This is a genomic window from Fusicatenibacter saccharivorans (assembly GCF_015557635.1).
GTDB classification, from domain to species: Bacteria; Bacillota; Clostridia; order Lachnospirales; family Lachnospiraceae; genus Fusicatenibacter; species Fusicatenibacter saccharivorans.
In genome coordinates this window covers 184,821-196,986 of sequence record NZ_JADNOP010000004.1, presented here as the reverse complement: position 1 = coordinate 196,986, position 12,166 = coordinate 184,821, and the positions used below count along the sequence as shown (strand labels likewise).

The 12,166-nt window shown below is 47.6% G+C and carries 11 protein-coding genes and 1 riboswitch; of the genes, 4 read left to right on the top strand and 7 right to left on the bottom strand.

All coding sequences use genetic code 11. The features are described 5' to 3' along the window. Positions 1 to 5: 5 nt before the first annotated feature. Entirely contained in the window at positions 6 to 200 is a 195-nt protein-coding gene (locus I2G42_RS05195; RefSeq protein WP_008373537.1) for a MerR family transcriptional regulator, read from the bottom strand. A gap of 232 nt (positions 201 to 432) precedes the next feature. Between I2G42_RS05195 and I2G42_RS05190 the strand changes: the two genes are divergently transcribed. Continuing rightward, entirely contained in the window at positions 433 to 915 is a 483-nt protein-coding gene (locus I2G42_RS05190) for a helix-turn-helix domain-containing protein (RefSeq protein ID WP_008790928.1), read from the top strand. 257 nt (positions 916 to 1,172) lie between these two features. On the opposite strand, the gene tuf is transcribed toward I2G42_RS05190, so the two are convergent. The 5 genes from tuf to I2G42_RS05165 all read right to left on the bottom strand — a co-directional run bounded on the left by tuf (position 1,173) and on the right by I2G42_RS05165 (position 6,513). Continuing rightward, positions 1,173 to 2,366 (bottom strand): elongation factor Tu, encoded by a 1,194-nt coding sequence (gene tuf, locus I2G42_RS05185; RefSeq protein ID WP_118666820.1) that lies wholly within the window; start codon positions 2,364 to 2,366, stop codon positions 1,173 to 1,175. Positions 2,367 to 2,563: 197 nt separating this feature from the next. Next, positions 2,564 to 4,681, bottom strand: coding sequence for an elongation factor G (gene fusA / locus I2G42_RS05180; RefSeq protein ID WP_055219269.1), 2,118 nt, complete (start codon positions 4,679 to 4,681; stop codon positions 2,564 to 2,566). A 15-nt stretch (positions 4,682 to 4,696) separates the two neighbouring features. Next, a complete protein-coding gene (gene rpsG, locus I2G42_RS05175; RefSeq protein ID WP_022463259.1) occupies positions 4,697 to 5,167 on the bottom strand; it encodes a 30S ribosomal protein S7 in 471 nt (156 codons plus the stop codon). 173 nt (positions 5,168 to 5,340) lie between these two features. Then, the gene (rpsL, locus tag I2G42_RS05170) at positions 5,341 to 5,757 is read right to left on the bottom strand and encodes a 30S ribosomal protein S12 (RefSeq protein WP_022463258.1); all 417 of its coding nucleotides are present in this window, start codon (positions 5,755 to 5,757) and stop codon (positions 5,341 to 5,343) included. Between the two features lie 288 nt (positions 5,758 to 6,045). Continuing rightward, positions 6,046 to 6,513, bottom strand: coding sequence for a hypothetical protein (locus I2G42_RS05165; RefSeq protein WP_022463257.1), 468 nt, complete (start codon positions 6,511 to 6,513; stop codon positions 6,046 to 6,048). Positions 6,514 to 6,673: 160 nt separating this feature from the next. Further along, positions 6,674 to 6,718: riboswitch (PreQ1 riboswitch) on the top strand. A 28-nt stretch (positions 6,719 to 6,746) separates the two neighbouring features. Here I2G42_RS05165 and I2G42_RS05160 point away from each other — a divergent pair. Next, a complete protein-coding gene (locus I2G42_RS05160; RefSeq protein ID WP_195530811.1) occupies positions 6,747 to 7,793 on the top strand; it encodes a nucleoside hydrolase in 1,047 nt (348 codons plus the stop codon). After that, on the top strand, positions 7,790 to 8,401 hold the full coding sequence (locus tag I2G42_RS05155) for an ECF transporter S component (RefSeq protein WP_238033398.1): 612 nt from the start codon (positions 7,790 to 7,792) through the stop codon (positions 8,399 to 8,401). Before I2G42_RS05160 ends, I2G42_RS05155 begins: the two co-directional genes overlap by 4 nt. Positions 8,402 to 8,552: 151 nt before the next feature. Here I2G42_RS05155 and I2G42_RS05150 read toward each other — a convergent pair whose 3' ends face one another. Beyond that, positions 8,553 to 10,562, bottom strand: coding sequence for a glycoside hydrolase family 127 protein (locus I2G42_RS05150; protein ID WP_195530810.1), 2,010 nt, complete (start codon positions 10,560 to 10,562; stop codon positions 8,553 to 8,555). A gap of 189 nt (positions 10,563 to 10,751) precedes the next feature. Here I2G42_RS05150 and I2G42_RS05145 point away from each other — a divergent pair, with 189 nt between their 5' ends. Continuing rightward, the gene (locus I2G42_RS05145; protein ID WP_117813542.1) at positions 10,752 to 11,684 is read left to right on the top strand and encodes an AraC family transcriptional regulator; all 933 of its coding nucleotides are present in this window, start codon (positions 10,752 to 10,754) and stop codon (positions 11,682 to 11,684) included. The last annotated feature ends 482 nt before the right edge of the window (positions 11,685 to 12,166 follow it).

The window sequence follows — 12,166 nt, the reverse complement described above, 5'->3', positions numbered from 1 at the left end:
CCTCCCTAATTTTCTGCTATTTCATAGCCATACATCTTTTTTGCCCAAAACGCCTTTGGTATTCTTCCAGCCATCGTAATATATCCCTGTGCAGATAATTCTTTATTCATAGCTTTCACCAGTTTATAGGCATGAGATTTTGAGCAGTTTAATTCCTGTGCCACTTCATCAGCACTCATCATATAATTGTAACTTGCCATATTGCCTCCTCCTTTCCTCTCCAGATATAGAATACGTTTACTGTATTTCTATATCTGTACGATTTTCGTAAATTGATAATATCATGTATTTCTATCGTTGTCAATATTTCGTAAACACATTTTTACGAACTTCGTACACTATTTTTTCTTTATTTTATTCCACGTCTGTGTTATGATATTTTATAGATTTATGTTTTTCGTAATTTTCTAATATATGAAAAAGGAGGATTCTATGGGTGACGGTAAAAATTTAAAGAAATATCTTGATGAAAAAGGCACAAATGTCCGCAAAATTGCAAAGGCAACCGGAATCAGTGCTACAACCTTATATTCAATTATTCAAAAAGATTCCAATATTCGATTTGATTTTGCATTAAGACTTGCGAATGAATTGCAAATTGATGTGAATGAGATATGTTCTGCCAGTCCATTTTCTGGCACAATTAAGGAAGAAGAGATTTATCCTACACTTCCAGACGGTTTGAACGGAGCATTAGACGCAAGTCGTGTAAAGACTTACTTAAAAAATTCTATGTATCCGCTGATGTACCTTTTCGGTAAGAACAGTATGCCTGATGTAGATAATCTGCTTACATCGTTCTATCAGCTTGATGATGAATCCAGACAGGAAGTTGTGGAAACTATCCGTCTGAAATTACAATATCATCGTGATCCAGAACGTGCTGAACAAATCAAACAGATCAAAGGCTGGTAAAAAAATACTCCTGTGAATAGCAAACATTCGCAGGAGTTTCTTTTTGGCACCGTTTTGGCACCGCTGGTCTTATTTTTTAATTATAAATTTATCTGTATTTCATCTTGCTGATAAATGTTTCACTATTACTAACCTGATAAATTTACGAATAATTCTTTTCTTAGAGTACAGAAAAACCCCGGAAACCTTACGGTTCCGGGGTATCTTACGTTTGGACACAATGTACCTTGCGGTACTCAATATATATTAGTCAGTGATTACTCGATGATTGTAGCAACACGTCCTGATCCTACAGTACGTCCACCTTCACGGATAGCGAAGGTAAGACCCTGATCCATAGCGATCGGGTGGATCAGTTCGATGGTCATCTCTACGTTATCGCCAGGCATGCACATCTCAGTTCCTTCCGGAAGAGTGATAACACCTGTTACGTCAGTTGTACGGAAGTAGAACTGCGGACGATAGTTATTGAAGAATGGAGTATGACGGCCACCCTCGTCTTTTGTCAGAACGTATACCTGAGCGGTAAATTTGGTATGGCAGTGAACGGTACCTGGTTTAGCCAGAACCTGTCCTCTTTCGATCTCTGTTCTCTGAACACCACGAAGCAGAGCACCGATGTTATCACCAGCCTGAGCCTCATCGAGGAGTTTACGGAACATCTCGATACCAGTTACAACAGTTTTCTTGGTCTCTTCTTTCAGACCTGCGATTTCAACTTCCTCATTCAGATGAAGAACACCAGCCTCAACACGGCCAGTAGCAACAGTACCACGACCAGTGATGGTGAATACGTCCTCTACAGGCATGATGAAGTCTTTATCAGTGTCACGCTGCGGATCCGGGATCCAGCTATCTACTGCATCCATAAGCTCCATGATTTTATCTCCCCATGGGCCAGCCGGATCTTCCAGAGCTTTCAGAGCAGAACCCTGGATGATCGGAGTGTCATCTCCCGGGAAGTCATACTCGTTCAGCAGCTCACGGATCTCCATGTCTACCAGCTCAAGCAGCTCTTCGTCGTCTACCATATCGCATTTGTTCATGAATACAACGATGTAAGGTACACCTACCTGACGGGACAGAAGGATGTGCTCTTTTGTCTGAGCCATAACACCGTCTGTAGCAGCTACTACAAGGATAGCTCCGTCCATCTGTGCAGCACCAGTGATCATGTTCTTTACATAGTCAGCATGGCCTGGGCAGTCAACGTGTGCATAGTGTCTTTTCTCTGTCTGATACTCAACGTGTGCAGTAGAGATTGTGATACCACGCTCTCTCTCTTCCGGAGCTTTATCGATATCTTCGAAGTTCTCAGCAGTGTTTCCTTCTACTCTGGTAGAAAGTACTTTTGTGATAGCTGCGGTCAGAGTTGTTTTACCATGGTCAACGTGGCCGATGGTACCAATGTTACAATGCGGTTTTGTTCTTTCAAATTTAGCTTTAGCCATTTTAAAATGTCCTCCTTAAAATTGCGCCCAGTGGGCTTTTTTGAGACTAAATTGGTGGCAGGAACCCACCTGAATCGTAAACCTGCTAAGTCTGATTATATTGCATTTCCGTCTTATTTGCAAGGGAAATCTCAGAAAAATAATACTTTTAGGCTGTGCAGCCGCGAAAGGTTGCACAACCAGTACTTTTTCTTAAATTATTTTGCTTTTGCAGACAGAACTTTTTCCTGTACGTTTTTCGGAACCTGCTCGTATTTATCAAAGAACATGGAGTAGTTACCACGTCCCTGAGTTTTAGAACGAAGGTCTGTTGCGTAACCGAACATTTCAGCCAGCGGCACGAATCCACGGATCATCTTTCCGCCGCCGATGTCATCCATACCCTCGATACGACCACGACGGGAGTTGATATCACCGATAACATCACCCATGTAATCTTCCGGAGTGGAAACTTCGACTTTCATGATAGGCTCAAGAAGAACCGGAGCTCCCTTCTGCATAGCTTCCTTGAATGCCAGAGAACCAGCAATGTGGAATGCCATCTCAGAAGAGTCGACCTCATGATAAGATCCGTCGTATACATTTGCATGAACACCGACTACCGGGAAGCCTCCCAGGATACCGGCTTTCATAGCCTCTTCGATACCTTCGCCTACAGCCGGGATATACTCTTTCGGAATAGCTCCACCGACAACGGTAGACTCGAATTTGTAAATCTCTTCGCCGTTTGCATCCATAGGCTCGAATTTAACTTTACAGTGACCATACTGTCCACGTCCACCGGACTGTTTTGCATATTTGCTGTCGATGTCTGCCGGTTTGGTAATGGTCTCTTTGTATGCAACCTGCGGAGCACCTACGTTAGCCTCTACTTTGAACTCACGAAGCAGACGGTCAACGATGATTTCCAGATGCAGCTCACCCATACCAGCGATGATGGTCTGACCAGTTTCCTGATTGGTGTGTGCACGGAAGGTCGGATCCTCCTCAGCCAGTTTTGCAAGGGACTCGCCCAGTTTGCCCTGGCCTGCTTTTGTCTTAGGCTCGATAGCCAGCTCGATAACCGGCTCCGGGAACTCCATAGACTCAAGGATTACCGGATGCTGCTCGTCGCAGATGGTATCACCTGTTGTGGTGAACTTGAATCCGATTGCAGCTGCAATGTCACCGGAGTAAACTTTATCCAGCTCCATACGTTTGTTTGCATGCATCTGAAGGATACGTCCAACACGCTCTTTTTTATCTTTTGTTGCATTCAGTACGTAAGAACCGGAGTTCATGGTTCCTGAATACACACGGAAGTATGCCAGCTTACCAACGAATGGGTCTGTCATAATCTTGAATGCCAGTGCGGAGAACGGCTCGTCATCGGAAGAATGTCTTACGATCGGGTTTCCGTCCAGATCGGTACCCTCGATTGGCGGGATATCGGTCGGAGCCGGCATGTACTCAAGAATAGCGTCCAGGAGTTTCTGAACACCTTTGTTTCTGTATGCAGAACCGCAGCATACCGGTACAGCTGTACACTCGCAGGTAGCTTTACGCAGAACTGCTTTCATCTCGTCTACAGACGGGATATCATCATCCAGATAACGCATCATCAGCTCATCATCCAGCTCGCAGATTTTCTCTACCAGCTCGGTGTGATACAGCTCAGCGTCGTCTTTCATATCTTCCGGGATATCAACGATGGAGATATCATCGCCCTTATCGTCGTTGTAGATGTAAGCTTTCATCTCGAACAGATCGATAATTCCCTTGAACTCATCTTCCTTACCAATTGGAAGCTGAAGGCAGATAGCATTTTTACCAAGTCTGGTCTTGATCTGATCTACAGCGTTGTAGAAGTCAGCACCAAGGATGTCCATCTTGTTGATGAATGCCATACGCGGTACGTTGTAGGTATCAGCCTGACGCCATACGTTCTCAGACTGAGGCTCTACACCACCTTTTGCACAGAACACGCCGACAGCGCCGTCCAGTACACGAAGAGAACGCTCTACCTCTACGGTAAAGTCAACGTGGCCTGGGGTATCAATGATGTTGATACGGTGCTCAAGAGCGCCCGGTTTCGGCTTGCAGTTCTCTTCCAGAGTCCAGTGGCAGGTTGTAGCAGCTGAAGTAATTGTGATACCACGCTCCTGCTCCTGTTCCATCCAGTCCATGGTAGCAGTTCCTTCGTGAGTATCACCAATCTTGTAGTTAACACCGGTATAGTACAGGATACGCTCGGTCAGGGTTGTTTTACCTGCATCGATGTGAGCCATAATACCAATGTTTCTGGTTCTCTCTAATGGATATTCTCTTCCAGCCAACGGATTTTCCTCCTCTTAGAATCTGTAGTGAGCAAATGCCTTGTTAGCCTCTGCCATCTTATGAACTTCTTCTTTCTTCTTCACAGAAGCACCTGTGTTGTTAGATGCATCCAGAATCTCGTTTGCCAGTCTGTCTTCCATGGTACGCTCGCCTCTCTTACGAGAATAAGCGGTCAGCCAACGAAGGCCAAGAGCCTGACGTCTGTCCGGTCTTACCTCGATCGGTACCTGATAAGTAGCACCACCGATACGTCTTGCTTTTACTTCAAGAACCGGCATGATATTGTTCATTGCTTCTTCAAATACTTCGATTGCTGGTTTTCCAGCTTTTTCTTCTACTTTAGCAAATGCGCCGTATACGATTTTCTGGGCAACGCCTCTCTTACCATCCAGCATGATGTTGTTGATCAGCTTGGTTACCACTTTGTTATTGTATAACGGATCTGCTAAAACATCTCTTTTCTGAGTATGTCCTTTACGTGGCACGTTACTTCCCTCCTTAACCATCATTCGATTAAATCATCGGTACTCACACTTATTTGCAGTATGTCCGCGCGTGTAAATTCTCTATAAATCCGCAGCCGTGGGGATTTATGGAATAACGCACAACATTTCGCTTTTTTGTGATACTAGATATATCTCGAACTCGTTTTACTTAATTATTTCTTTTTCGGTCTCTTAGCACCGTATTTAGAACGGGCCTGTTTTCTGTTAGCAACACCTGCAGTATCAAGTGTACCACGGATGATGTGGTATCTGGTACCTGGCAGGTCCTTAACTCTTCCTCCACGGATCAGAACAACGCTGTGCTCCTGAAGGTTGTGACCTTCTCCTGGGATGTAACTTGTTACTTCGATTCCGTTGGAAAGACGAACTCTGGCGATTTTACGAAGAGCTGAGTTAGGTTTTTTCGGTGTAGCAGTTTTAACAGCTGTGCACACACCTCTCTTCTGAGGAGAAGACATATCTGTGGATTTCTTTCTCAGAGAATTGTAGCTTTTCTGCAGTGCCGGCGCGGTAGATTTCTTTACGGAAGTCTCACGGCCTTTTCTTACTAACTGGTTGAATGTTGGCATTCCATTTCACCTCCTGATAGATTTCTCCGTGTGTCCCACGGGGTTTCATACGGCTGCTTTAGTTCAACATAATTGCTTTGCAGCTTTTGCGCGCACAAAAAACAGTCTTTTACGCACGCTCGTTTATTATAGCGTCTGTCCTTTCAAAAGTCAAGGGGGAAATTCGCAAAAAATCGCGTATTTACGCGGCTTCTGCGGATTTCCCCCATTGATGCATTACTGTGCAAAAGTATTTTTTCTTCCTATTATAATCTCACCAGATTATTTTCTGACATTTTCTGTTTTTCGTTAAAGCGGACGGTTCCTGAAGGCCGGACACGCATCACACCGCTTCGGCTTCTCCTCGCTCTGTGCATTGCCCCAGAGGTCACGCGCTTTCTCTTCGGCACACCCTTTGCACCAGGGAAACATGCGGACATTGCTGATGTAAAAGTTCTCAAAGTTTGTCTCGTCGTTGTTGATGTCAAACTGCTGCTTTCTCGACAGCTCTTCCGTATGTTCTGCAATCCAGGCCTTCTGCCCTTCGGTCGCCGGATACCCCGGTCCGCCGAGGACGTAATCCATATCGGCATGGAGATTTTCCGGTTCGCCTGGTTTGTGGAATCCTACAAATAAAATATAACCGCGGCGCAAAAGCTCCTGGATCGGCTCGTCCGTCTGGCCGTCCGGACCTAAAATCGCCCGCGCGGTCTGCGCATGAAAATTTTCTGTTTTGGGATAGAATTTCCCAGTTGGTGCTAAAAATCCATCTGCCATTTTCTTTTCTCCCATGTTCTCATTTGCTGTATGCTTTTCTATACCATAACCGATTTTTTCAAAACAGGCAAGGTTTGTTTTACTGGATTTTTTTTTTTATCTGTGCTATACTCTTGCCCGTGCATTTATGCAATCGGATTTTCCCGTCTTTTTGCGGGTGTCCGGACTGGTTCGTGAACTTCCCAGTATAAAAAACCAAGTATCTCAAAATTTTCATCAAAGGAGATTGGAAAATGAATGCAAGAAAACTGATCATCGACTGTGATCCTGGCATCGACGATTCTCTCGCCCTGATGCTTGCCGCGGCTTCGAAAGAGCTGGATCTTGCCGGCATCACCACAGTCAGCGGAAATGTACCCGCTTCTATGGGCGCTAAAAATGCCCTCAAAATTCTTTCTATGATTGGAAAACCAGATGTCCCGGTTTATGTCGGCGAGGAGACGCCTCTGGTCCGCGACTACGTGGACGCGATGGACACCCACGGCATGGACGGTCTCGGCGAATCGGGCTGGCCGGATGCCGAAGGCCTTACGCCAAACAAGGACGCTGTTTCTTTCCTGATCGAAACCTTAAAAGCAACCCCTGATGTTACCATTCTTGCCCTCGGACCGATGACGAACCTTGCAAAAGTCATCTCCCGCGCACCGGAGTGCCTGACAAACCTGACGGCTCTTGTCTCCATGGGCGGAAGCTATAAGAGCCATGGAAACTGCTCCCCGGTTGCCGAGTACAATTACTGGTGCGACCCGGATGCCGCAGCCGAAGTATTCCACGCGTTTTCCGAGCTGCCGCAGCTTGAAGGCAAAAAGCTTCATATGATCGGGCTGGATGTCACACGAAAAATTGTCCTGACGCCGAATCTTGTGGAATATATGAAATGCGTAAATCCAGGAGTCGGAACCCGCATTGAGGAGCTGACGCGCTTCTACTTTGATTTCCACTGGAAACAGGAAAAGGTCATCGGATGCGTGATCAACGATCCGCTCGCGACCGCTTATCTTGTGGATCCGTCGCTCTGCAGCGGTTTTGATGCGTATACGCAGGTAGAAACCGGAGGCCTCTGCATCGGACAGACGGTTGTGGATGCCATGAATTTTTATCAGAAAGCACCGAACAGCCACATTCTGACGCAGGTCGATGTGCGCCGTTTCTTCCTGATGTTCTTTGAGCGCGTTCTCGGCGTGCCGCAGGAGGAATCCGCACCGGTTCTCGACCAGATTCTCACCGCACCGCCGGTCTTCCCACATGAGACGATGTTTCAGAAGGGAGGCGAGGCATGATGAATACTAACCGTACGTTAAAGCTCACGACACTCGCGCTCTGCGGTGTCATCAATATTCTCGGCGGTACCATTGCTCTGCTGCTGCGTCTTCCGGTTTATCTGGACTCCATCGGAACAATTCTGGCAGCCGCTCTGTTCGGACCTGCTGCAGGCCTCGTTCCGGGACTGATCTCCGGACTCATTTCCGGCATGACGAGTGATGTCTATGCGTTTTACTATATTCCGGTGCAGCTTGTCATCGGTCTCGTTGCCGGCCTTGTATTCCGCAGACTCCGCCCGTCCCATACGGCAGGATCCCGCAGCGAGAGTCTTTCCCTCCGCTCCATGGGCTGGAAGCTGTTTCCGGCAGCGCTTGTGATTTCGCTTCCGGGTACTGTGGTAAGTTCCACAATCACTGCGGTTGTTTTCGGTGGAATTACTTCCTCCGGCTCCACCGTGCTGGTGCAGCTGCTTCACAGCCTCGGCATGAATCTGACGCTGTCCGTCTGCGTTGTACAGGCTCTGACCGACTTTGTGGACCGAATGATCGTCCTTGCTGTCGTTCTTGTGATTCTGCCTGCTGTCCATTCTGCTTTCGGCAGTCTTTCCATGAGAAGCAGAAAATAATCTGTACCAATAGCACAAAGAATCCTGCAAAAAATTCACTTTCTTTTTTGCAGGATTCTCATATTTTGGCATAACAAGAACTCCGGAAAAAGGGGAGGCTGCATCAGGAGTCATCCCTTTTCCGGAGTTTTTTATTTCTTCTTTAATAAAATCATTCACATGCGCGGATCCATACCTGCATTTCGCCCTCACCTCGGTTGTTCCACATATAATATGGAATCAGCTTCAGTTTCGTCTTTTCCTCTTCCTCTTTCTGATACAGATGATACAACGGCTGTTTTTCCGCATCGCCCAGCTTCATGCGACGTCCCTCGGCCGTTACGCGCACAAAGTGCTCGCCCAGCTCATCGGCTGCTTCTGCGGTTTTTTCACCATTCACACAGAGTTTTGTCAAATGCAGATTCTTTCCGTTGTCTGCTTCTTCCATACAGTAAACAACCGGTCCTCGTTTTACGGCAACACGGCCGGCGTCCTCGCGTACAAGCGGATTGGATGCCAAAAACTGGATTTCCATCGGGAAGTTCAGGCGGATCGTCTCACCCTTCGCCCATACTTTTGTCACATACAGATACCCGTCTTTTTCTTCCACTTCTGCGCCTTTTGGAATCTCTTTTTCATAAGAAGCACACCATCCCGGGATGCGGAATGCAAAGGTGTACGGCTCTTTGGTATCGCTCTCGCAGGTCACGGAAACATGGCCGTCCCACGGGAATTCGGAAGTGATGGATGCTTTTACTTTTTCTCCTTCCACTGTTCCACCCATGTACAAGTGGACAAACAGGGTTGTGTCGTTTTCCGTGTATGCGTAAGATGCAACTGAGCTTACCGTTCTTGCCAGGTTCGGAGGGCAGCAGGCACAGCCGAACCATTTCTGACGGATCGGTTTTACATGGAATTTCCGCTCATCCTTGTGACATGCCTCCGGCAGTACCTCCAGCGGATTGACATAGAAGAAGCTCTTTCCGTCGAGCGCCATTCCGGAAAGAACGCCATTGTAGAGGGCTAATTCCATCACATCCGCGTACTCTGCTTTTGCCTGAATCTCCAGCATGCGGCGAGCAAAGAACACAAGACCGATGGATGCACAGGTCTCTGCGTAAGCGGTATCGTTTGGCAGGTCATAGTTGAAAGAGAATGCCTCTCCTATATGAGTGGCACCGATTCCGCCGGTGACGTACATTTTCTGATGCACCATGTTGTTCCAGAGAGTTTCACAGGCTTTCAGCAGGCTCTCATCCTGCGTTGCCCTTGCCACATCCGCCATGCCGGAATAGAGATATACGGCGCGTACGGAATGCCCCTGCACCTCATCCTGCTGACGCACCGGGCGGTTTGCCTGATTGTAGCTATATCGTTCCTCGCCCTCCGGGCAGGTCAGACCGCGCTCGATATCGTAATAGTATGGTTTTGTTCCGCGTTCATCGATGAAGTATTTTGCAAGATCAAGATACTTCTGCTCGCCGGTCAGATCATAGAGACGCATCAGAGCCATCTCTGCAATTTCGTGACCAGGATAACCTGCTTTTTTGCCCTCGCCGTGACCGAGTTTGCTGGCAATAAAGTCCGCGAAACGCTCCGCTGCTTTTAAGAGACGGTCTTTTCCGGTCGCCTGATAATAGGCTACGGCGCCTTCCGTCAGATGACCGAAGCAGTACAGCTCATGGTTGTCCTTAAGGTTTGTAAAAATCATATCCTGATCGTTGATCAGATAGTAGGTATCGAGGTATCCGTCTTCTCTCTGTGCTGCGCAGACAGCTTCAATTGCTTCATCTGCCGTTTTTTCCAGCTCCGGATCGGGATGCTGTGTCAGGGAGTACGCAACTGCCTCCACCCATTTGGTAAAATCGGTATCCTGGAACAGGAAGCCATAAAATCTTCCGTCCATTTTGCCATCCTTCGGCAGTGTCTCAAAAGTATCCAGCGGATATTTGATCTGAACAAATTTGTCTCCTTTTGCTTTCCGCTCTTTTTCAACTTCACCGGCGCGGCGGTAGTTCCGCATACAGAAGCTCGGTGCTGCTCCCGGAACATTGTCATTTAAGGCATTCCACTGATACGGAATTACTTCGGTGCGGACAAGCTCCATCTCTTTTTTCCAGAATGCATCGGTAACCTGGACTTTTGCCAGGGATAATGGTTTGCTGAAGTTTTTCTGATCCATTTTTTCGGTCTCCTTTTTCGTTGTCTTCCGCCGCCTCCTGGTTTGAAAAAGATATTTTCCTTGCTTTCAGATATGGGAAGCGTTACACTTCTTTTGACGGCTGTTTTCCTGTTTTTCTATAGTTTTATTTTAGCAAAACGGACCGCCGTTTAAAATACAAGAATGTTTGAAAAGGTTTGAAAAAGTCATATGATCTCTGTTTTATTTCCAGATGCCGCCTGTTTTACCTACGACCTCTGCGGCAAATTCCAGTCCCCGTCCCCGGAGTGGATGCACCTGACACGGAATCTCGTCAATTTTGAACTGATGGTTGTGACGGAAGGAACGCTTTTTATCGCGGACGAACGCCGCTCTTACGAAGTCCATCCTGGCGAATATCTTCTTTTGCCTCCGACCGTCCATCAGCACGGCTCGAAAAAAGGAAGCTGCGCTTTCTACTGGCTCCATTTTATCCCTGGTATCCCCTCCGCACCGATCATCGCTCCTTCTGACCCGACCGCCGGATCGGTTCTGGATGAGTTTCATGCTGCACCGCCATCCTCCTACCGCCTTGAGGACCTCGCTCCCGCCCAGCTTCCATCCAACTACCCCGAAACGTTATGCATCCCGCGCCAGGGAACGCTTTCGTCCCCGAACCGCGTCATCATCCTCATGAAGCAGCTCCAGGACACTTCCCTGCGTTTCCACAACACGTTCCTCAACAACAGCCTGACTGCCGCTGTTCTCGGCGAAATCAACTGCCAGAGCCCCTTCTACCGCACCTACACTTCCGAAACGCAGCGGACACAGATCCTGCAGGACATCATCAGCTACATCCAGTACCACAGCAGCGAGTCCCTCAAAGTCACCGAACTCGCCCGTTATTTCGGCTACAACGACAAATACCTCTCCTCCCTCTTCCACGAGGGCACCGGGATGACACTGAAGCAGTTCATCCTGAAATCCAAAATGGACAGCGCAATGGCTGAGCTGACGGACACGAATCACACAGTCTCTCAGATTGCCTATAATGTTGGATTTCAGGATGCGCATAATTTTTCCACGGCTTTCCGAAAACTCACCGGGATGACGCCGGGACAGTACCGGAAGAGTTATGGGAACCGGAAACTTTCTTTTGAATAGGACGGGAGGATACGACCCCCAGTCACAGCGGAGCGTCCGCCCCCACGGTGCTGTTTCGGAGGAAAAGAGGCTGTAAGAGGCCGAAAATTTGCTAAAACCGGAACCGGGCTCCGCAAACTCCCTTCGGTCAGACAGTGCTGCGCCCGGTCCCAACGCAAATTTCCGCCCTCTAACATCCTTACCCCTCCTGCAAATGCACCGCGGGGGGCGGACGCTCCGCTGCGCCTGGGGACCCATCTACGTTTTGGCGAGCGGAAGTGATTTACTCAATGGATGGATTCACTTATTCTTTAGAAATTTACTGTTTCTTTTAGAAAATAGACATACTTTGCTCACATTTCTTCCCTATACTATAACTTAGATAGTTGATGAACCACTCAAAACTATCTCCCCCCTCATTATGAAAGAGCAGCCCGCATATCCGCGGGCTGTTCTTATTTTTTGTCTTTTTGCACCCCACGTAACGTAAATGCCGCCTGCGG

What these genes read in the sequence shown, in the direction of transcription:
- I2G42_RS05190 (WP_008790928.1), top strand. Translation starts at nt 433, where the DNA reads ATGGGTGACGGTAAAAATTTAAAGAAATATCTTGATGAAAAAGGCACA.
- I2G42_RS05145 (WP_117813542.1), top strand. Translation starts at nt 10,752, where the DNA reads ATGATCTCTGTTTTATTTCCAGATGCCGCCTGTTTTACCTACGACCTC.
- I2G42_RS05160 (WP_195530811.1), top strand. Translation starts at nt 6,747, where the DNA reads ATGAATGCAAGAAAACTGATCATCGACTGTGATCCTGGCATCGACGAT.
- rpsL (WP_022463258.1), bottom strand. Translation starts at nt 5,757, where the DNA reads ATGCCAACATTCAACCAGTTAGTAAGAAAAGGCCGTGAGACTTCCGTA.
- I2G42_RS05195 (WP_008373537.1), bottom strand. Translation starts at nt 200, where the DNA reads ATGGCAAGTTACAATTATATGATGAGTGCTGATGAAGTGGCACAGGAA.
- I2G42_RS05150 (WP_195530810.1), bottom strand. Translation starts at nt 10,562, where the DNA reads ATGGATCAGAAAAACTTCAGCAAACCATTATCCCTGGCAAAAGTCCAG.
- I2G42_RS05155 (WP_238033398.1), top strand. Translation starts at nt 7,790, where the DNA reads ATGATGAATACTAACCGTACGTTAAAGCTCACGACACTCGCGCTCTGC.
- tuf (WP_118666820.1), bottom strand. Translation starts at nt 2,366, where the DNA reads ATGGCTAAAGCTAAATTTGAAAGAACAAAACCGCATTGTAACATTGGT.
- I2G42_RS05165 (WP_022463257.1), bottom strand. Translation starts at nt 6,513, where the DNA reads ATGGCAGATGGATTTTTAGCACCAACTGGGAAATTCTATCCCAAAACA.